General features: G+C 44.9%; 22 protein-coding genes. 15 read left to right on the top strand and 7 right to left on the bottom strand.

Annotated features, from left to right (window positions below):
• Positions 1–55 precede the first annotated feature (55 nt).
• Positions 56–529, top strand: a complete 474-nt coding sequence (gene ispF, locus EDC63_RS03365) for a 2-C-methyl-D-erythritol 2,4-cyclodiphosphate synthase (protein ID WP_124947396.1) — start codon at positions 56–58, stop codon at positions 527–529.
• Positions 526–1,074: an RNA 2',3'-cyclic phosphodiesterase gene (thpR, locus tag EDC63_RS03360; RefSeq protein ID WP_124947397.1), complete on the top strand. Its 549-nt coding sequence runs from the start codon at positions 526–528 to the stop codon at positions 1,072–1,074. The genes ispF and thpR overlap by 4 nt, the downstream gene beginning before the upstream one ends.
• A 37-nt stretch (positions 1,075–1,111) precedes the next feature.
• Here the strand turns inward: thpR and EDC63_RS03355 are convergent, their stop codons facing one another.
• The 3 genes from EDC63_RS03355 to mnmH form a co-directional block, all read right to left on the bottom strand.
• On the bottom strand, positions 1,112–1,552 hold the full coding sequence (locus EDC63_RS03355; RefSeq protein ID WP_124947398.1) for a host attachment protein: 441 nt from the start codon (positions 1,550–1,552) through the stop codon (positions 1,112–1,114).
• Between the two features lie 124 nt (positions 1,553–1,676).
• Entirely contained in the window at positions 1,677–2,117 is a 441-nt protein-coding gene (locus EDC63_RS03350) for a host attachment protein (RefSeq protein WP_124947399.1), read from the bottom strand.
• A gap of 106 nt (positions 2,118–2,223) precedes the next feature.
• The gene (mnmH, locus tag EDC63_RS03345; RefSeq protein WP_124947985.1) at positions 2,224–3,261 is read right to left on the bottom strand and encodes a tRNA 2-selenouridine(34) synthase MnmH; all 1,038 of its coding nucleotides are present in this window, start codon (positions 3,259–3,261) and stop codon (positions 2,224–2,226) included.
• 23 nt (positions 3,262–3,284) lie between these two features.
• On the opposite strand from mnmH, the gene selD reads away from it, so the two are divergent.
• Positions 3,285–4,343 carry a selenide, water dikinase SelD gene (gene selD, locus EDC63_RS03340; protein ID WP_223248385.1) on the top strand — a complete coding sequence of 353 codons (1,059 nt, stop codon included), beginning with the start codon at positions 3,285–3,287 and terminating at the stop codon, positions 4,341–4,343.
• A gap of 51 nt (positions 4,344–4,394) precedes the next feature.
• Here selD and EDC63_RS03335 read toward each other — a convergent pair whose 3' ends face one another.
• Entirely contained in the window at positions 4,395–4,586 is a 192-nt protein-coding gene (locus EDC63_RS03335) for a hypothetical protein (protein ID WP_124947400.1), read from the bottom strand.
• Between the two features lie 161 nt (positions 4,587–4,747).
• Here EDC63_RS03335 and EDC63_RS03330 point away from each other — a divergent pair, with 161 nt between their 5' ends.
• Together EDC63_RS03330 and EDC63_RS03325 are read left to right on the top strand one after the other, a co-directional pair.
• Positions 4,748–5,431 carry a response regulator transcription factor gene (locus EDC63_RS03330; protein ID WP_124947401.1) on the top strand — a complete coding sequence of 228 codons (684 nt, stop codon included), beginning with the start codon at positions 4,748–4,750 and terminating at the stop codon, positions 5,429–5,431.
• Positions 5,428–6,789 carry a sensor histidine kinase gene (locus EDC63_RS03325; RefSeq protein WP_124947402.1) on the top strand — a complete coding sequence of 454 codons (1,362 nt, stop codon included), beginning with the start codon at positions 5,428–5,430 and terminating at the stop codon, positions 6,787–6,789. The genes EDC63_RS03330 and EDC63_RS03325 overlap by 4 nt, the downstream gene beginning before the upstream one ends.
• On the opposite strand, the gene EDC63_RS03320 is transcribed toward EDC63_RS03325, so the two are convergent.
• Positions 6,773–7,381 (bottom strand): arylesterase, encoded by a 609-nt coding sequence (locus tag EDC63_RS03320; RefSeq protein WP_124947403.1) that lies wholly within the window; start codon positions 7,379–7,381, stop codon positions 6,773–6,775. The genes EDC63_RS03325 and EDC63_RS03320 overlap by 17 nt on opposite strands.
• On the opposite strand from EDC63_RS03320, the gene EDC63_RS03315 reads away from it, so the two are divergent.
• From EDC63_RS03315 to EDC63_RS03270, 10 genes are all read left to right on the top strand, one after another.
• Complete coding sequence (locus tag EDC63_RS03315; RefSeq protein WP_124947404.1) at positions 7,380–8,120, top strand: ABC transporter ATP-binding protein; 741 nt, start codon at positions 7,380–7,382, stop codon at positions 8,118–8,120. The genes EDC63_RS03320 and EDC63_RS03315 overlap by 2 nt on opposite strands.
• Complete coding sequence (locus EDC63_RS03310) at positions 8,107–10,605, top strand: ABC transporter permease (protein ID WP_124947405.1); 2,499 nt, start codon at positions 8,107–8,109, stop codon at positions 10,603–10,605. Before EDC63_RS03315 ends, EDC63_RS03310 begins: the two co-directional genes overlap by 14 nt.
• Positions 10,606–10,748: 143 nt before the next feature.
• On the top strand, positions 10,749–11,717 hold the full coding sequence (locus EDC63_RS03305; protein WP_124947406.1) for a PDC sensor domain-containing protein: 969 nt from the start codon (positions 10,749–10,751) through the stop codon (positions 11,715–11,717).
• A 181-nt stretch (positions 11,718–11,898) separates the two neighbouring features.
• Complete coding sequence (purT, locus tag EDC63_RS03300) at positions 11,899–13,095, top strand: formate-dependent phosphoribosylglycinamide formyltransferase (RefSeq protein WP_124947407.1); 1,197 nt, start codon at positions 11,899–11,901, stop codon at positions 13,093–13,095.
• 46 nt (positions 13,096–13,141) lie between these two features.
• Complete coding sequence (locus tag EDC63_RS03295; RefSeq protein ID WP_124947408.1) at positions 13,142–13,522, top strand: group II truncated hemoglobin; 381 nt, start codon at positions 13,142–13,144, stop codon at positions 13,520–13,522.
• Positions 13,523–13,616: 94 nt separating this feature from the next.
• A complete protein-coding gene (locus EDC63_RS03290; RefSeq protein WP_124947409.1) occupies positions 13,617–13,955 on the top strand; it encodes a glycine zipper domain-containing protein in 339 nt (112 codons plus the stop codon).
• 317 nt (positions 13,956–14,272) lie between these two features.
• Positions 14,273–16,291, top strand: a complete 2,019-nt coding sequence (locus tag EDC63_RS03285) for a TonB-dependent receptor plug domain-containing protein (protein WP_223248386.1) — start codon at positions 14,273–14,275, stop codon at positions 16,289–16,291.
• 39 nt (positions 16,292–16,330) lie between these two features.
• The gene (locus tag EDC63_RS03280; protein ID WP_124947410.1) at positions 16,331–16,873 is read left to right on the top strand and encodes a glycine cleavage system protein R; all 543 of its coding nucleotides are present in this window, start codon (positions 16,331–16,333) and stop codon (positions 16,871–16,873) included.
• A gap of 182 nt (positions 16,874–17,055) precedes the next feature.
• Positions 17,056–18,144: an HD domain-containing phosphohydrolase gene (locus tag EDC63_RS03275; RefSeq protein ID WP_223248387.1), complete on the top strand. Its 1,089-nt coding sequence runs from the start codon at positions 17,056–17,058 to the stop codon at positions 18,142–18,144.
• Positions 18,145–18,213: 69 nt separating this feature from the next.
• Positions 18,214–19,011 carry an alpha/beta hydrolase gene (locus EDC63_RS03270; protein ID WP_124947411.1) on the top strand — a complete coding sequence of 266 codons (798 nt, stop codon included), beginning with the start codon at positions 18,214–18,216 and terminating at the stop codon, positions 19,009–19,011.
• Positions 19,012–19,195: 184 nt separating this feature from the next.
• Here the strand turns inward: EDC63_RS03270 and EDC63_RS03265 are convergent, their stop codons facing one another.
• Together EDC63_RS03265 and EDC63_RS03260 are read right to left on the bottom strand one after the other, a co-directional pair.
• Positions 19,196–19,576, bottom strand: coding sequence for a lysozyme inhibitor LprI family protein (locus EDC63_RS03265; RefSeq protein ID WP_124947412.1), 381 nt, complete (start codon positions 19,574–19,576; stop codon positions 19,196–19,198).
• 30 nt (positions 19,577–19,606) lie between these two features.
• Positions 19,607–20,305 carry an N-acetylmuramoyl-L-alanine amidase family protein gene (locus EDC63_RS03260; RefSeq protein ID WP_124947413.1) on the bottom strand — a complete coding sequence of 233 codons (699 nt, stop codon included), beginning with the start codon at positions 20,303–20,305 and terminating at the stop codon, positions 19,607–19,609.
• Positions 20,306–20,464 lie beyond the last annotated feature (159 nt).

Below are 20,464 nucleotides of genomic sequence, written 5' to 3'. Positions count from 1 at the left end.
GCAGGTTCCCTCGCCCCTTAGCAAACACTGAAAAATCTTTATTAAAAGGAAAACAATGAAAATAGGCCACGGTTTTGATGTCCACGCGTTTGCAGAAAACCGCAAACTGATTATTGGTGGTGTCAATATTCCTTATCATTTAGGTTTGGCTGGGCATTCCGATGCAGATGTACTGTTACATGCAATTTGCGATGGGCTGCTGGGTGCAGCGGGTTTGGGTGATATCGGCAAACATTTTCCCGATACAGATGCCCGGTTCAAGGGAATAGATAGTAGAAAATTATTGCAAGAAGTGGCACGTATCATTCGTGAAAAGGGCTATGTGGTGGGTAATGTAGACACTACCATTATTGCTCAGGCCCCTAAAATGGCACCGCATATTGCGCAAATGGTGCTCAATATTGCTGAGGATATCGGTGTGACAGCAGATTGTGTCAATGTAAAAGCAACTACTACGGAAAAACTGGGTTTTACGGGGCGAGGCGAAGGTATCGCCGCAGAAGCAGTGTGCTTGATTCGGAAAGTATGACAGAAGAAGGCCAAAAAACATCACGTATGTTTTTTGCATTGTGGCCAACTGCCAAGGTGAGGTCAGCACTGGATCGGGCAGGGAAGAAATTGCTCACAGTCTGCGGTGGGCGGCGTACCAGGGCGGAGACCATTCACATTACTCTGGTATTCCTTGGAGATGTGGTAGTAGATCGTATTGAAGAGCTCAAGGCGCAAGCTGCACTGGTTGAGGCATCTGCGTTTGAACTCAATATCACCCGACTAGGTTGGTGGCGGCATAACCGGGTTGCCTGGGCAACACCTGAAGAAACGCCAGAAGCATTAACTGAGCTTGTAGCAAATTTGTCATCTCGGCTTAAAGAAGCCGGATTCCATTTTGATGAGCGCCCTTATGTGCCACATGCAACTTTGCTAAGAAAGGCAAATTGCCATGAGAAAATGCCGGAAATTGATCCGATTTTGTGGGGTAACAAGGAGTTTGTGCTGGTGCAATCTGTGGTGAGCGAAAAGGGGTCGACTTACGAGGTGGTCGGGCGGTGGCCATTAAAATCAGTGGCTAAGTAGCCATCCCCGCAATAATCGGGAATGGCCAGTCGCAATGTTAAAGGTAAATGCAATGCGCCAGACGGCCAGGCAGTTCCTGCTGGGCAACTTTGGTGTAATCTTTTTCGATGCTGTCGGTAATAAATCCGCGCACGTGGTTGCTGAAACGGCTGTTCAGTAATCCGATAAATGGAGATGAAGCAACCAGAATAATCCGGTCATAGATATTGTTTGCACGCCCATGTTCCAGTTCTTTCGCGAGTTCCTGAGCAAACCTGCCAGCCTCAACTTGCTTGGGTTCAGAAGCGGGCACAAATGAGCCATGTCCATTACCCTGTCCCTGGTTATGTCCAGGACGGTCTGATACCAGTTCGGAGCTCTTTTCGCGGCTTTCCGGGTGACTGAATTCTTTGATGAGTTCTAATCCTTTTTTTACACCATGGTTTGCGTATAGACGTGCGAAACTGGCATTAGCAATTAATATCCAAGTTGTAGCCATGATCTCTCCAAATTTAATTGTAGATAAAAACATCCTGAAATACATAATCAGAATACTCTCTTCAAATGTTGCGTCAAGATGCCAGGAAAAGGTACCCGATTAATAATCCGAATACCTGGAAAAGTTATAAAAACAGGTAAGGTTTAAGATGCTCGGCGAGTTCTTTTTCAGTTGCTTGCGTGTAATCTTTTTCAATGGTTTCACTCACCAGTTTACGAACATGCTCATCGATCCGGTTATTTAATATCCCGATGAAATGAGGAGAAGCAATCAGAATAAGGCGGCTGTATAAATTCGTTGCCCGGCCTTGGTCAAGTTCATGTGCCAATTGCTGAGCAAACTGTTCTGCTTCATGCTCTTTGGGAGAGGTTGCCGGTGTAAAAGATCCATGACCTCCTCCATGGGCTTGATCGTGCCCTGGGCGGTCCGAGACCAGTTCAGAAGCTTTTTCCCTGCTTTCTGGATGTGTGAATTGTTTGGTGAGTTGCAGCCCTTTGTGAGGACCATTATTGACGTATAAATTTGCGTTGCTTGAATTTGCAACAAGAACCCAAGTTATGCTCATACTTTAATGCCTGGAAGATTTAAAGGGATGCCCTGAATTCAGCCTAGCACTTTTGAATTGATCGTCAAGTAAATGAATTTATCGTATTGTTTATGAACAAGTATATTTATAAAGCTTGCCGAGCCAAGGCAAGCATGCCCGATTCGTCAATTTGAGTGACATTCAGCAGGATTCCCTGATCAAAATGAGGGTAGTGTTTCAGCATGGAACGACTATAAGAGGGATCGTAATGTCTTTCTAAAAGCGCCATGACCAGACTATCCCAATGTCCATCTTGTACCAGCTGTTTCCATTTTTCGATCTGATCATGCCCGTAAATACTGGTCAAAAAATCCAGTTTTTTGTTCAATGATTCCGGATTTTCCAGATAATGCGCATACTCTTCTTTCAAGAGTGTAATACGCAATTCCCGGCTGACTTCCAGGCGAATACACTGCCCTTGCCACATAGCCTGAATGAGGGCTTCTGGCACACGTATATTGCCTACCTTCTTGCTTTCAGCTTCCAAGTAGACAGGGCGTGCCGGGTCGAAGTGACGTAATTTCCACCATACTGAACTATCAAATAATTTTTGTGGAGGTTGATCTGTTTCTGGCCAGTTTCCCAACACCGAACCACGGTGCAAAGCCAAGCCTTCCAGATCTAGCACTTGTGCACCGAGTTTTTCAATGGCTTGGAGCAAGCGACTTTTGCCGGATCCAGTTAAACCACACACCACCCGATATTGAAATTTTGCCGGTAATATTTCCAACTCTTCCAGAACGCTGCGACGGTAACTTTTGTATCCCCCTTCCAATTGCCCTGCGCGCCAGCCGATTTTGTTTAAAATATGCACCATAGCGCCGCTACGGCTACCACCACGCCAGCAATATATCAGTGGACGCCAGTTTTTAGGCTTATTGCAAAAATGTTCGTCAATATGGTCGGCTATGTTGCGGGATACCAGAGCAGCCCCTACTTTTTTAGCATCAAAAGTAGAGACCTGCTTGTAGATAGTCCCAACCCGTGCGCGTTCTTCATCATTCAGTACTGGAAAATTAATCGCACCTGGAATGTGATCCTCTCGGAACTCTGAAGGAGAGCGAACGTCAATGATCTCGTCAAATTCAGACAATTGTGATACGGTGATACCATTGGATTGCATCAAAAATCAGGCCTTAAAAATACATGGAACAGAAAGATTATAATATGGATGTCAAATTGACACAGTTTTCTCATGGCGGAGGGTGTGGTTGTAAGATTGCTCCCGCCATTTTGAGCGAAATTCTTGCTAAATCCCCAGTGAGACTTCCAAACCCCAATTTATTGGTAGGGACAGAATCTAGCGATGATGCAGCAGTATATCGCTTGAATGATTATCAGGCTATCGTCGCCACAACCGATTTTTTCATGCCCATTGTTGATGATCCATTCGATTTTGGTCGAATCGCAGCAACAAATGCTATTTCGGATATATACGCTATGGGTGCGCAGCCGATTTTTGCCTTGGCAATTGTCGGTATGCCCATTGATAAACTGCCAATAGAAACCATTCAGGGAATACTGGCAGGGGGAGAGTCGGTTTGCGCTTCTGTGGGGATTCCTATCGCAGGAGGTCATTCCATAGACTCACCTGAACCGATTTACGGTTTGGTTGCGTTGGGAATAGTGCATCCTGACAAAGTTAAGCGAAATGATGCAGCCAAAGCTGGCGATGTTTTGATACTCGGGAAAGGAATCGGGATCGGGATCATGAGTGCGGCTTTGAAAAAAGGTGAACTATCTGATGAAGGGTATCAGCAGATGGTGGCCAGTACGACGCAACTTAATACACCTGGCTCCGTTTTGGTGGATATGCCGGGAGTGCATGCCCTGACAGATGTTACCGGATTTGCTTTGTTGGGACATTTACTGGAAATTTGTCGTGGTTCCAGGTTATCGGCTGAGATCGAGTTTGCTAAACTGCCTATACTGCCTGTAGCGTTAGAGCTTGCAAAAAAAGGATACGCACCCGGTGCAGCTAGCCGAAATTGGGCAAGTTACGGTGATAATGTGGTTTTACCTGAAAACATGCCAGAATGGCAAAAAAATGTGCTGTGTGATCCTCAGACCAGTGGGGGATTACTGGTTTCATGTTCGCCAGAAGCGGCTGATAGTGTGCTGGAATTGTTTCACAAGCAAGGTTTTGAATACGCAACAATCGTTGGGAAGCTAAAATTCGGTGAGAGTGAAATTAGCGTATTCTAACCACTGGCATGGTTTGAACCATGCCACTTTAAATGTTTTGGAAAAACTGAATCAGTGTGAAAGGTTTGCAGGTTTCGTAGCTTTAGATTCAACAAGGTCATCACCCCGTCGTCCAAATGTTCTTCTGCGCTCACCTTTCAGTTCAGAAACAGCATTTTCTACGGGGGTTCTTCTTGGAGCGAGCCTGCGTTCAAAAGGAATAAACTCAACTACATAGCCGGCAAGAGAAGGTTTGTTGTTCATTTGCTTCCTCCGGTAAGTTATACATCAATGCTAGTATAACTAGCTAATATTGCAAATTATAATTTGCTGATTTATTTAATCCTAATTAAATAGTTTTAATATTAAATCTCTAGGCTTCGGATAACATTCGACAATACAACATAGGGGTATGGGGGAAGTTTATGAAGTTCCTGATTGTAGAAGATGATGCAGCGGCAGCGGATTCCTTAAAGAAAGGGCTGCTAGGATTTGGCTATGAAGTTGATGTGGCACTGGATGGTGAGCAAGGGCTCGAAATGGCACGAGCCAACACTTACGACCTCTGGGTCATTGATATCATGATGCCAAAGCTGGACGGCCTTTCCATGCTGAAAATGCTGCGTGCAGAAGGCCGGCAAACGCCCGCGCTAATTTTGAGTGCCAAGAGTGATGTGGACGACCGCGTGGAGGGATTGCGTGCAGGAGGTGATGATTATCTCGTTAAGCCTTATGCGTTTTCAGAACTTCAGGCACGGATAGAAGCTTTGTTGCGTCGGTCAATGTCTGCAGAAGCCTCACCTGAAACTGAGCTTGAGTTGGCTGATCTCAAACTGGATTTGCTTAAACGTACCGTTACCCGTGCAGGTCAGGAAATTTTTCTCAAGCCTCGAGAATTCAGGCTGCTAGAGTATTTAGTACGGCACACCGATCAAGTGGTCACTCGAACCATGTTGCTGGAAAACGTGTGGGATCTGTTTTTTGATCCGCAAACGAATGTAGTGGATGTACATATCAGCCGTTTGCGCTTCAAGATCGATAAATATTATTCGCCACCTTTGCTGCATACAGTACGCGGTGCGGGATATGTGATTAGATCGGTCAAGTGAACTTTTTTTCTTTGTCTACCCCGGTTAAGTTAACCATCGGGTTTCTTTCGCTCTATATTTTCGGCTCTTTGCTGATTTTTGGGTATCTCAATTACCAGTTGTCAGCCACGCTCACGTTGCAGATTGATCGTGCGCTGAAAGATCAGCAGACACTCATGTTGCTCAAACAGCATGATTCTGGCTATCGTGGCATGGTTCAAGCTGTTGATAATGAGATTTCCAGTAAGGGTAAAGAAGACCGGGCTTATCGCGTTGTCGATGCAAAAGGAAAGACTTTGTTCGAAATCGGCGGTCTTTTTTTGCCAGAAATGAAGCCTTTCAAAGGCATTAAGGAAATTACATTAGGTGGGCTTGGGAACGAAAAAGACAAAACCGACGCGCGAGTAATTGCCTTTCCGCTTTCCGATAAATTAAATATGTTTGTCGCTATTGGCACCCGTCAGTTGCAGCAGCTTAAACAAGAATTATGGTTGACGTTTGTTAAAACTGAAATTCTGATTGTTTTGCTAGGTGCAGCAGTAGGTTTTTGGCTGACCCAACGGTTTCATGGTCGTATAGAGTCATTCAACCAGTTAGCAAAGCAAATTGTGAAATCCGGTGATTTGTCCAGCCGTATGCCTGTTGCGGGTAACGATGAATTTGCCAGTCTGGCAATTAACGTCAATGCGATGTTAGAGCGAATAGATCGGCTGGTTCAAGGTATTCGCCAGGTGAGCGACAATATTGCCCATGATTTACGCACCCCGCTAACGCGTTTGCGGGCAGATGTGGAAGTCGCTTTAAGGCAGCAGGACCCGGAAATTGATCATGCCACGCTGGAACGGGTGCTGGAAGAATTGGAAAATATGCAAACTATTTTTAATTCATTATTGTCCTTGGGGCAGGCAGAAGCTGGCGGCATGCGGATCAAGCGCAAGGAAGTGGATATCACGGCATTCCTGGGTGAAATGGTAGAGTTGTACGCACCCAGTGCAGAAGAACATGGCCTGGAATTGAAAAGTGAAATTGCATCTGATATTCACCTTCGTGTTGATCGGCAGTTGATTGCGCAAGCGTTATCAAATTTGTTTGATAACGCATTAAAATATGTCCCAGAAGGGGGTACGTTACAGTTGCGTGCATCCCAGAAAGATAATATTGTTGAAATTGTGCTGGAAGATAACGGCCCCGGCATTCCACCCGAGATGCGTGAAAAGATATTTGAACGGTTTTCGCGAATCGATCCAAGCCGGACGTTGTCTGGTTCTGGTCTTGGCTTGGCGCTGGTCAGGGCATTTATTGAGCTGCATAATGGCAGTGTTGATGTATATGAAAGCCCATTGGGTGGAGCCGCCTTTAGAATTATTCTGCCAACATAGGCTGCAGTTTTCTCCAAACATTATTCAGAATAAGTTGTTGTGCCTCAACAGTGGGATGCAATCCATCCGACTGAAATAATTCACGATGATCTGCAAAACCGTCCAGCAAGAAAGGAACAAGGGAGGATTTGCTATGCTGAGCTACTTCCAGAAAAATATTGTGGAACTTTTCAGCATAAGCCCTGCCATAATTGGGAGGGAGTCGCATACCGATAATCAGAATGTCAGCCTTTTGTTGCTTACATGCTCGCAGGATACCTTCAAGATTGTTTTTTGTTGCCTGGAGTGACAAGCCGCGTAATCCGTCATTTGCACCGAGTTCGATAATGGCGATTTTAGGTTTATGCAGGGCCAGTGTTTTTTCTATGCGGTATAGCCCGCCTGTTGTCGTTTCTCCGCTAATACTGGTGTTAACCACTTTGTAATTTAATTTATTTAGTTTCAGTTTTTGCTCCAGCAGGCTCACCCAGCCAGTGTTTTGAGGCAAACCGTAGCCGGCTGAAAGGCTGTCTCCAAATACCAGTATGGTTTGAGCTGCATGGATGGGTGTGGCGAAAAGTAACGCAAAAATGAAGAGGAATCGTGTAAGCATGTCAGATATTTTCTCGGGTCCAATAGTTCAAGCTAACGGCTTGACCAAGCAAGTAATGAGTGAAGGTAAGCCGTTAATTATCTTGCATGATATCAATCTTAAAGTATCACAGGGCGAATCGGTAGCAATTGTTGGCGCTTCCGGTTCAGGTAAATCAACCTTGCTGGGGTTGCTCGCTGGTTTAGATACACCAAGTTCCGGAGAGGTTTTTATCAATAGTCAGGAACTTTTTTCACTTGATGAAGATGGTCGGGCAGCCCTGCGAGGTGAAATGCTGGGCTTTGTATTTCAGTCTTTTCAATTGTTGCCTGCTTTGACCGCATTAGAAAATGTCATGCTGCCCCTTGAATTGTCGGGCACAAGGAATGCGCGAGATAAGGCGCTGAATATACTTGACCGGGTGGCGTTATCAGACAGAGTGGGGCATTACCCCAAGCAGCTTTCAGGTGGTGAGCAGCAGCGTGTGGCGATTGCGCGAGCTTTTGTTACGCAACCGGCCTTATTGCTTGCAGATGAACCGACAGGCAATCTGGACACAGATACAGGTGCCAAAGTTATTGACCTGATGTTTGAATTAAATCGTGAACAACGCACTACATTAATGATGGTAACGCATGATGAAGCCCTGGCAGGGAGGTGTGATCGCCGTATCAAGTTGGCATCGGGTAAATTTATCATGGAAGGTAATGCTGATGATCGCAACATTGGTGTATTGTTGAAAAAGCATGAACACGATTAAATTATCCCTGCGATTTCTTCTGCGGGAGTGGCGAGTTGGCGAGTTGAATGTGTTATTGCTCGCGGTCATTATTGCTGTAGCCAGCGTCACAACAGTCGGTTTTTTTACTGACCGGGTGCAGCAAGTTTTAAGCAGGCAGGCCAATCAGTTATTGGGTGCTGATTTGATTATTGCATCAGACCATCCAATTCGTACTGAATTTTCTGTTCAAGCCATTTCTTCAGGGTTGAAAGTGGCGAGTTTTGTCTTGTTTCCAAGCATGGTGTTAAACCAGGAAGCAAGCCAGCTCGCTGAAATTAAAGCGGTAAGCCCTGGTTACCCATTGCGTGGAAAATTGAAGGCAGGTAGTCAATTATATGCAGCAGGTGTGGCAGTAAATGAAGGCCCAAAAAAAGGGAATGTTTGGGCCGAGCCTCGTCTTTTGACGCAGTTGGGTTTGCAGACGGGGGATAAAATTGAGTTGGGTGGGCTAAGCCTGACTGTATCTGCTGTTCTCACTCAAGAGCCGGATCGGTCAGGTGATTTTTTCAGTATCGCCCCCCGGTTGATGATGAATCTGGATGATCTGGCCAAAACAGGATTGATTCAACCGGGTAGCCGGGCTAATTATCGACTGCTTATAGCAGGTGACGCCCTTGCCGTTGAAAAATATCGTGCTTGGGCAGAGCAGCATATTGCCAGGGGTGAAAAGCTGGAAGGCGTGCAGGATGCCCGGCCTGAAATTCGTGCTGCCCTTGAGCGCGCCCAGAAGTATTTAGGGCTGGCTTCTCTGGTCAGTGTTGTGCTCGCAGCGGTAGCTGTAGCGGTTGCTTCACGCCGGTTTATGCGGCGTCATCTGGATGGATGTGCCGTCATGAGGTGTGTGGGGGCGAGTCAATCCTTGATTTTTAAATTGAATTTTTATCAATTTTTGTGGTTAGGAATAGCAGCAAGCTTGATCGGTAGTCTATTCGGCTATCTGGCCCAGACAGTTTTGGCTCATTGGTTAAGTTCTGTTGTGCCAGGAGAATTGCCACAACCCACATTGTTTCCAGTTGCGGAAGGGGTACTCACGGGCTTGGTATTGTTGCTGGCATTCAGTCTGCCTCCTTTGTTGCAACTCAGAAAGGTACCTACTCTCAGAGTCTTGCGCAGGGAATTGGGTGCGCCAGAGTATTCCAGTCTTGCAAGCTATGGTCTGGGTTTGATGGCAGTTGGTGGTTTGCTGATATGGAAAGCAGGCGATGTCACTTTGGGTGTGTATGCTTTTGCAGGATTGGCTATGGCCATGATACTGGCTGCCCTACTAACCTGGGGACTGATTCTGGGTATTACAAAATTGCGCAAGTATGCCGGTTCCTCCTGGTTTTATGGTCTTGCAAATGTCAGTAGACGCGGAATAGGAAGCGTGGCTCAAGTGGTGGCATTTGGACTAGGTATGACAGCTTTGTTATTGCTTACTTTAGTACGCAGTGATTTGATGACCAGTTGGCAAACCACCTTGCCTCCTGAAGCGCCTAACCGGTTTGTAATCAATATACAGCCAGATCAAATTATCCCTATGCAGCAGTTTTTTAAGTCTGCACGGGTTAGTGTCCCCCAAATATTACCGATGGTGCGTGGACGACTAGTGTCGATTAACGGCAAGAAAATATCGGTTGCCGCATTCCCGGATGATCGAGCGCGAAGACTGGTTGAAAGGGAGTTTAATCTATCCTGGTCTGATCAACTTCAAACTGACAATAAAGTTGTTGCAGGGCGTTGGTGGCAGGCAAGTGATAAAGGCAAAGCTTTGCTCTCGGTAGAAGAGGGTATTGCCAAGACACTGGGTATACAACTTGGTGACGAATTGACATACGATGTGGCAGGAAGCCGGATAACGGCCAAAGTGAGTAATTTACGTAAAGTGAATTGGGATTCGTTCAATGTGAATTTTTTTGTCGTGGCGCCTTCAGGTTTGTTGAATGATTCACCAGCAAGCTATATTACGAGCTTTTACTGGCCTGAAAGCGATGGCATTCTACTTAACCAGATGGTTAAAAGGTTTCCTAACTTTACGGTGATTGATGTGGCGGCAGTGATGACGCAAGTACGCAGCATTATGGAGCGCGTGGCGAGTGCAGTAGAATTTGTATTCTTATTTACGTTGTTAGCTGGGTTGATGGTACTGTATGCGGCAATTTCAGCCACGCAGGATGAACGAATTTTTGAGAATGCAGTGATGAGAACATTGGGTGCAAGCCGACGTCAATTATTGGCAGCACAATTAACAGAGTTTGTTTCTATTGGGGTGCTGTCCGGATTTGTTGCTGCGTTGGGTGCGAGTGGAGCAAGTTACGTGTTGAGCACCCGCATATTAAATTTACCATTTCACTTTAATCCATGGATTTGGGTTGCAGGTATCGTGCTTGGCGGGGTGGGTATCGCATTTGCTGGATGGCTCGGAATAAGGAAAACCTTGAATCAACCTCCACTTTTGACCATTCGTAGTGCTATTAATGGTTGAATGCACTGTTCAAGTGCCTAAAATGGTTGTGCTTTAAAGTTGATATTATCTGCAGGAACTTTTAAGCGTATGAATATTAATAAATTATTAATTTCTTCTTTTTATTGAATGAATAAGCATGAATCTTGCTTGGTACTAGGGTTATGACTTGGCTTAAAAAAACAGTGGAGCACCAAAGGCAAGGGTTATCCCAATTTCTGCAGCGGCCTTTGAATGAGGTGGCGCATAACGCTTCAGTCGTATGGAGTGATATGGATGCGCTGGATCGGGTGTTGAATCAGAGTTTGTCGCAAATTCCTCTTTGCCAAGTGCTCTATGCGCTTAATACAGAGGGTATACAAGTAAGCTCTAACATTTCAACGCTATCTATTGATTCTGAAAAACGCGGTCAAGATCTCTCCTTGCGCCCTTTTTTTGCCAATGCTGTTCCCCGAACAGGGGTGCTGCTTTCTGAGGTTTATATCAGTCAGCTTGGTGGTGGCGCATGTATCACTGCGGTTCAACCAGTCTCGAAAAATGGCACTATGCTGGGGTTTGTAGCTGCGGATTTTTATTTGCGGGATTTACCGTTGCTGGAAGAGCCGGCTGCCAAGCAAAGTAGTTGGCGTCAGATGAAAGGTGATCCGGCAATTCGTGGCACTCTGTTTATGCAAGAACGTGCTAAGAGCGCTATGGACGATCAGATGGACGATGTGATAGCAATCATGGACGAACTCATCTGTGAGCGTGGCGTATTTCATGGCAAGCTGCATTTCTCCAGTTCTCGCGCAACACTCTGGCTGACTGATGATCCTTATCGTTATCGACTGCATGTGCTGGATGAGATTATCGACCCTGCCGTTTGTCTGGCATATCCAAACCGGGGATACTCCCCGCAGGCAATTGTTTTGCCAGAATTGGTGAGGCCTGTTTTTGAGCGTTTCAAACTGTTAAGAGATGCAGATGAAAATATATATCTGCGCTCAGGGTCGTTGAATGTGATCAATGGCATGGTGGGGCTAACATTTTCCTGTGATGGCTCTCACTATATGACTGCGGAGGAATTTCTTGAGAAGGATGAGGCTTTTTGGTTCGGAACAGTTGGTTCACCGGGTGCAGTGCTTCCAAAATAGAAGCGGGTTAGCTAGCACATCTCAAACTCGTCAATTTAAACCGCTTTAAATTCTAAGTTTTCAACATAATCAATTTGCTAAATTCAAATTGACCTGCGTGGCGAGGCTGGAATCTAATGAAAAATTCTGCTTAATTTTGACGATATGATAAGATTTTCAGCTTTTGGTGTTGGAGAGCGTAATGAAAATCGGTACCCCTCTTAGCCCCTCGGCAACGCGTGTCATGCTCCTGGGTAGTGGTGAATTGGGTAAGGAAGTCATCATTGCCCTGCAACGGTTGGGTGTGGAAGTCATTGCGGTTGACCGTTACGCCAACGCACCCGGTCATCAGGTGGCGCATCGGTCGCACGTCATTAACATGGCTGATGGTAAGGCACTTAGAGCCCTGATTGAACAAGAAAAACCGCATTTAGTGGTGCCAGAAATTGAAGCCATTGCTACGGAAATGCTGGTGGAAATCGAGCGAGCTGGTCTGGCAGAGGTGATTCCCACTGCACGAGCTGCACAGCTAACCATGAACCGGGAAGGTATTCGTCGTCTTGCAGCTGAAACTTTGCAGTTGCCTACTTCACCCTATGCCTTTGCTGAAAGTCTGGAAGCGCTGCAATCGGCTATTGATCGTGGTATCGGCTATCCCTGTGTGATCAAACCAGTCATGTCATCCTCAGGAAAAGGCCAATCTAAAATTGATGGACCCGATGATGTGAAAGCAGCTTGGGATTATGCAGCCAGCGGAGGTAGGGTAGAGCTTGGAAAAGTGATAGTAGAAGGATTTATCGATTTTGATTATGAAATCACTCAGCTCACAGTTCGCGCTATAGGTGAAAAGAATCAGGTGGAGACATATTTCTGCGAACCTATAGGCCACTTGCAGGTGAAAGGGGATTATGTGGAAAGCTGGCAACCGCAAGTGATGAATGAAGTCGCATTGCACAAATCCCGTGAAATAGCCAAAGCCGTTACCGATAACTTGGGCGGACGTGGCATTTTTGGCGTGGAATTGTTTATTAAAGGTGATCAAGTGTGGTTCTCAGAGGTCAGCCCACGCCCTCACGATACTGGTATGGTAACAATGGCAAGCCAGGTTCAAAGTGAATTTGATTTGCATGCCCGGGCAATTTTAGGGCTGCCGGTGGATGTTTCCATGCGTGCGCCAGGTGCCAGTGCCGTTATTTATGGTGGCATGGAGGCAGAAGGTATTACTTTTGAAGGTGTGGATAAGGCATTACGTGTACCGCAAAGCGATATCAGATTGTTTGGCAAGCCCGTTGCATTTGAACGTCGCCGAATGGGTGTGGCACTGGCAAATGGAAAAGATACCGAAGAAGCGCGTGAGCGTGCCAAGTTGGCTGCTAGTTTGGTAAAGCCAATCAAGTAGTCAATAATCTGATTTTAGTCAGTCATTTAGAAAGTGGAAAGGCAAGATGGAAACGCATTACAGTCGGTTGGGTGGGGAAGATGTGGTTCGCCGAGTAGTGAACCGGTTTTATGATTTGATGGATGAAGATCCTGACTATTATGGGATACGTAAGCTTCACCAAAAGGATCTTGCAGAAGCACGGGAAAAGCTGTTTATGTTTTTATCCGGCTGGATGGGTGGCCCGCAGTTATTTGTCGAAAAATTTGGTCATCCCATGTTACGGCGCCGGCATATGCCTTTTGAAATAGGGGAGTCTGAACGTGATCAATGGATGGCGTGTATGGCTCAGGCAATGAAAGATGAAGGCGTGGATGAGCAAATGCAGAAAGAGTTGGTTCAGGCATTCTGGAAAACTGCTGATTTTATGCGGAATAAAGCAGGCTGATCATTTGGAAAATGACAAAATATTCATTAATTTGAATGGCTAATTAAGTTATATTACACAAATATCACTTCGCACTGTATTTTGAGGAACTCAAATGAATAAATTAGGACTGGTTGGATTGTTGCTGGCTTCAGCGCTTTCAGTTCCTGCCGTTGCTGGTGGAATAAATGGTGATGCTGTCATCGGTGGCGCACTCGGAGGTGCGGCAGGAGCGGCAATAGGCTCAGCAGTTGGTGGTCGTAACGGTGCAATTATCGGTGGTGGACTTGGTGGTGCCACGGGTGCTGCAGTGGCAACTTCTGGCCAAAGAAATGAAAGAACAAGAAGAGATGTCGTTTATGTCAATGATGACGACTATGATCGTCATGACAATGGTCGCCATAGAGGCCATTACAAGCATAAGCACAAGCATGGTCACGACTATGATGATTAATTGGGAGAAAACCTTAACTAAACGGTGCTTTGTATAAAGTAGCCGTAGAAACACTAAAACCCCATCGCTAAATCGATGGGGTTTTGTTTTTTGGATACCCTGTCAGATGCAATCAGACAGGGTAGGCAGTTCAGGATTTAAGTATTAAAGCGTTGAGGTAGTAGTGTTCGAGAGTAAATGCAATAAAAAAGCCATTTAAATTCAGTTGGTTGAGTTTGCATGAAATTTCAACTTATAATGCCGGATTGGCCTGTGAAAAAAATTAAATAATAATATCAACAGGTTGTTTTAATCACTGTCTCTTAAAGAAATATTAAATGGTAAAAAAGAAAAACTGGCTATCTACAAAGCCGTGTCTGCTATTGATTTGCATCGGGTTAAATCACGTTACAACATCGATGGCTGCAACAGCGGCTTTACCATCAGAAGACATGTATTTAGCTGATGTGCCTATAGTTTTGACAGCATCACGTCTATCTCAGCCAATTACTGAAGCGCCGGTAGCCATGACCATCATAGATCGAGAAATGATCAAGCAGTCAGGTGTGTGGGATTTGTCTGAATTGTTCCGTTTGGTTCCAGGTATGTTTGTCAGCTACCATTCAACTCGTGCATATGCGACAGATAGCACTGTTGCCTATCACGGGCTTTTGGTTGAAACCATGTCAAACCGAATGCAGATACTGGTGGATGGACGCACGGTTTATTCTCCTTTGTTTGGGGGGGTAATCTGGAGCGATTTGCCATTGGTTCTGGATGATATTGAACGTGTGGAAATTACGAGAGGGGCAAATTCAGTCACTCACGGTGCCAATTCTTTTCTGGGGGTAATTAATATCATCACTCGTCATTCTTCAGAGACGAAAGGGAAATTTTTATCCTTAACTACAGGTCGGAGCCGAGATGAAATGGTTGCTCGCTATGGTGGGAGTGACGGAGATCTTTCCTACCGGCTAACAGCAAGTTTGCGTAATGATAGTGGTGAAGATGAAAATCTGGTACGACCTACTACAACAGAATATATCTGGACGAAGAATAAATTTGATGACAAAAAAATTAAAACGCTGTCTTTTCGTGCGGATTATCGTGCCAGTCCGATAGATGAAGTGGAGTTCCAGCTAGGTTATAACGGAGGATACCGAGAACAGGGCGAGGTGCATGATGTCATGTCACTGGATAAAAGGGCTGATAATCATTTCGAACAACTCCATTGGCGCAGAGCAATGGAAGATGGTGGTGAATTGTCGGTGCAACTATATCATTTGGTTGAAAGCAGCTATGCCAAATTAGTGGATACAAACCCTGATAATTCGCCAGCCCCAAAGAATGGAGATGTAGTTGCACAACGTTATGATCTTGAAGTGCAACATACATTAATCCCCAGCAAGACAACTCGGATAGTATGGGGGGGGAGTGTTCGTCGAGATACGACTTATGCTCCGTATGAGTTGGGTGAAGCAAATAACCTTGATACTACCCGAACCTGGCTTTATCAGCTTTCCAGATTGTTTGGTAATGTAGAATGGCGCGCCAGGCCTGATTTGTTGTTTAATGTGGGCGCAATGCTGGAAAACAATAATTTTACCGGGACTGATATTACCCCAAGATATACGGTTAATTGGCATTTTTACCCAAATCATACGCTTCGTTTGAGTAAATCCAGAGCAACTCGCACACCTACGGTTTCAGACAAAGCCTATATGGAAGGTCAACGTTTAACTAAAAACCCATTGTTGGCCGACGTGACCCAAGAGCACGTTAGTTCTCTGGATATTGGGTATTTAGGGAAGTTTTCCTCGCTTGATGTGGATTTTCGCTTATTTAGGGATGATTATTCTGATTTGATTGTGCAAGAGAAGCAGCCTGTAGCAAGTGGTAATCTGAACTCTGGTAAGGCGCTAGTACGTGGTTTTGAGACTCAATTAAAATGGAATGTAACTGACCATACCCGTTTGATTTATAACTGGTCGCATGCAATTGTGAAAAGCGCTGATACAGACAAAGTTCCCTATACTAACTCTATACCAACCAATACCCAGAGCATGATGTTAACTCATCAATTTAGCGCACATTGGTCAGCCAGCCTGATGGGTTATCAGGTAGGAGAGGTACATTTCCGAAAAACCGGTGGTGGCCCGCAAGGCAGCGATCTGTATTTTATTCCTACCCATCGCCGCTGGGATGGGCGTGTGGGATACCAGTTCAGAGTAGGGCAAACCAAAGGTGAATTGGCTTTGGTAGTGCAAAACCTGTCTGATGCCAACTATTTTGAATTTCGTTTTGATAATGAACCACCTGGCAGAAGTGCCTGGTTGAACCTCAAGCTGGAAATGTAACTGGATAATTGCTGCACTTACTTTAAATTGGAGTAGACAATGAATCAAATAAAAAAAGAATGTCTTGTTATAAATGCTTCAGGAGAAGATCGCGTTGGATTGGTTGAAAAGCTGACTCAACAGGTGACCGCTGCCGGATGCAATATTGAACAAAGCCGTATGAGTGTGCTGGGTGGGCAGTTTGCCCTGATCATGCTGATAACTGGTGGGCAGGAAGCGTTGTCAGCGCTGGAAAAGCAGTTACCTTCTGCAGGAGAATCATTAGGACTGTCTCTGATTCATAAATGGACGCATAAAAAAGCAGCAAGAGATGCATTTATCCCTTATAACGTAGAAGTAGTAGCACTGGATCATCCCGGTATCGTACATAAACTTGCCCAGTTTTTTTCGATCAATGGTATTAATATTGAAGAACTTGAAACAGAAGCTTATCCGGCACCTCACACTGGAAGTCCCATGTTTGCAGTCCATATCACTGTGGGTGTACCTGCGGGTGATTCAATTGCCCGGCTAAGAGAGGGGTTTATGGCTTATTGCGACGATCTGAATCTGGATGCCAGTATAGAACCTGCAAGAAGTTGAGTTTTTGTCTGCTGAATGCTTAATGCTGAATTATGATGGTAACAATCTGTATTTATTTGTTTTTCATGTTCTTTATATTCCCTGAAAATTCATAGAAAACCATATGCAAATACTGGTTTTCTTTTAGCCGGATTACTCTAGACTTAGATCAGTTAATAAAATCACGAGGCGATGTCAATTAAATGGATATCAACGATTTTACTGATTCACAAGTCGTACTTTGCGATGATGATATTACCAATGTAATGATTCTGACAAAGCTGGCCGAAGTTGAAGGCGTCAAGCATATTCAGGGGTTTTCAGATCCACGCAAGGTACTTCCATTCATTCATGAGCGAGGTGGAGACATTGATTTGCTGATACTGGACCTGGAAATGCCCTATATGAGCGGATTTGATGTTCTAAAGGCTATTGCTCAGGAAATACCAGATCATACTTTTCCTATTCTCATCATCACAGGTCATCAGGAAAAAGAAATGCGCCACCGCGCCTTGCAGGAAGGTGCAAACGATTTTCTGGTCAAACCTTTTGATCCAGTTGAAGTAGCTCTCAGAATTCGTAACCTGCTAAACGTGAATAATGCACTGAAAATTCAGACTCGCTATGCTAAGGAATTGGAGCTGCAGGTGCAACATCGTACCGAAGAGCTAAGCAAAGCAAATGACATGCTGATTCATATTTTGGCATTAGCTGGTGAAATGCGTGATGGAGAAACCGGTAAGCACGTTGCAAGAGTGGGAAAGTATAGCCGTATTCTAGCAGAAGGAGCTGGCCTTCCCCCTGAACTCTGTTTCATGATTGAAAGAGCCGCCCCTTTACATGATGTAGGCAAGATTGGCATTCCTGATGGTATCTTGCTCAAACAAGGGCGTTTGATAGAATCTGAACGGAAAATCATGGATTCCCATACCACCAAAGGCCTTGAATTGCTGGGTGAATACGCATCAGATTCATTGTTGCTGCAGATGGCCGCCAGCATTGCACTGCATCATCATGAAAAATGGAACGGCACGGGTTACCCACGCCAGATCAAAGGGGAGTCGATCCCCATAGAAGGTCGTATCGCTTCCATAAGCGATGTTTTTGACGCTCTCACCACACGTCGTCCTTACAAAGAGCCATGGTCTGTTGAGCATGCCGTGGAATACCTCCAGGAAGAGGCAGGAAAGAGCTTTGACCCGAATCTGGTACATATCTTTATAGATAAAATGGACCAGGTCAAAGCGGTCAGGAATGAGTTAATGGACGCTGTATCTGTTTTGCACCATTAGCATCTTATAGAGAAAGATAAAAACAGATTTTGAATATGGGTCGTAAAAAATTACTCAGGGGAAGCAAAAATGAAAATATGTATCATTGCAGGTTTGCTGTTGATTGGTTTTATTTCCTTAAGTGCAATTGCTGATACCCCGGCAATGGGCATTGTTATCATGCATGGCAAGGGCGGAGCCCCCACCAAACACGTGGTAGATCTGGCAAATGATCTTAAAGGGAAGGGCTATCTCGTTGCCAATATTGAAATGCCCTGGTCTGGTAGCCGGGATTATGATGTAGATGTCAGCCATGCAGAGGCGGAAGTTGAATCAGCTTTGACTGATTTACGCAGTAAGGGTGCAAAGGCAGTTTTTGTTGCGGGGCATAGTCAAGGTGGTGTATTTACTATTTACCTTGCCAGGCAACATATTGTAGATGGATTGATAGCCATTGCACCAGGTGGTGACGTTGGGAATAATACGTTTCAGGAAAACCTTGGGGAACACGTAGCCCAGGCCCGGAAATTAATAGCTGATGGGAAGGGAAACGAGAAAACCGGATTTTATGATTATGAAGGTAAAAAAGGTAAGTATGCGATCAATACAACACCAGTCAATTACCTGAACTGGTTTGACCCTGAAGGCCCCATGAGCTTGAAACGCTCTGTAAAGGAAGCAAATTCGAATATCCCGATTTTATGGATCGTGGCAAAAAATGATTACCCAGCACTAAGACGGGTCAATATTCCTTTGTTTGAAAAGCTACCCCCCAATAAACTGACGAAATTTTACGAAGCCAATTCTGATCATCTGGGAGCACCTTCCGCATCACTGGATGAGATTGTGAGATGGACTGTGCAAGTGGCAAATGCGGTAAAACCCTGAAGTGTAACCTTACTTACCCATTTTTTATTGTGGGTTGTAGAATTTACATACGGTTGATTAAAAAAAGCGTTTAGAAAATATACGGACAATTCAATTGTCCGTATCAATGTAGATGTCAGGATTAAATGGCTTGTCGTGAAGCCACTATAGTGGCGACACTTCGTTTAATTCCTAACCTCATGTTTCAACGACCCCCAATCTTGGATTCAACACATCCTGTACTGGTGCACTCACGTTCCCTTTCTTTTAAAAAGGACAGTCGATCCGTGGTCATGGTATTTGCACAATCAAGGTTCACAAAGAAACCTGTACTATCTTCTTTACTGCATTGATCGTTACGCTCTTTAATCCATGACAGTTGTCCACGCTTGAGTGTGTCTTTAGTAGCAGGGTTAAGATGTGTCTTCAGTTTGCCATAAGCAACATTTAAATCGTGATCAACTTGTGAGAAGAGATTGCCCGCACAATACACCTGATCAAAAGCGGTTTTCGGAGTTGCACAGCCCGCAGCATGGGCGCCTGCAGACAGAAGTGTTAAAGTTAAAGCAAGACCAATTTTTCTCATTACAATTTATCCTTGGGTTATGAAGTGTTGTTAAATATCGTTTGATTTATGAACTTGGCAATCATGAATGCCTTTTGAAATGGCATGGGCAATTTGCTGTTGTACATTCGATTTATTCAGGCGAAGTGCCTCATCAGGATTCGCGATGACACCGATTTCAATTAAAACAGCTGGAATAGATGCTGTTTTAAGCACAACGAGGTCATCATAGCGGTGAATGCCAAAATGACTATCAATCAGCGGTCGATTTTCACCCGATATTGGCGTGGCATGATAAAGCGAAGGTTTTTCACCAATGGCAAGCAGTTGCGCCCCAATTATTTTGGCACAACTCAAACTTTGCTCGAAATGCGCATTTTTCTCTGAAACGAATAGGGCGAATCCTGAAAACTCCCGCCGACGACCGGCATCAATCCACTCTTGCAGTATGGAGTCATGATGTATTGACACAAATAGATCAGCATCGGGCGCCAGAGTAACGCGCTCAGTTAACTTGATATCTTTGCCATCAGCAGAAACCCGTAACACGCGATCGCCACCAGCAGTTAAGTCTTCGGCAACAGCATTGCTCATATCCAAGTTATATAAATACTCAACACGACCATTAGCACCCATTGCACCTGGATGCTGTGGTGTATGCCCGGTATCCACGACGATGTAAGCTGCACTGGCAATTTGAACGGCCAATAATATAAGTAAAAAAAAGCTCGTTTTTAAAAGTGTAAACATTTTGTATTCTTAATTTGGAATCGACACTGGCAGTTTATGGTGGTAACTCAGTGCCTCAGTTTGGCCCGATTATGTAAGATTAAGGGGTGTTCTGATTGATTGTTTAATCTTTAATCAAGACCTTGATTATATTCGAGAAAGGTACTCGTTTTACCTTTC

The sequence above is a fragment of the Sulfurirhabdus autotrophica genome, from assembly GCF_004346685.1.
Taxonomy (GTDB): Bacteria; Pseudomonadota; Gammaproteobacteria; order Burkholderiales; family SMCO01; genus Sulfurirhabdus; species Sulfurirhabdus autotrophica.
The sequence above is the reverse complement of the archived record's forward strand: the minus strand, read 5'-3'. Positions and strand labels throughout refer to the sequence as shown.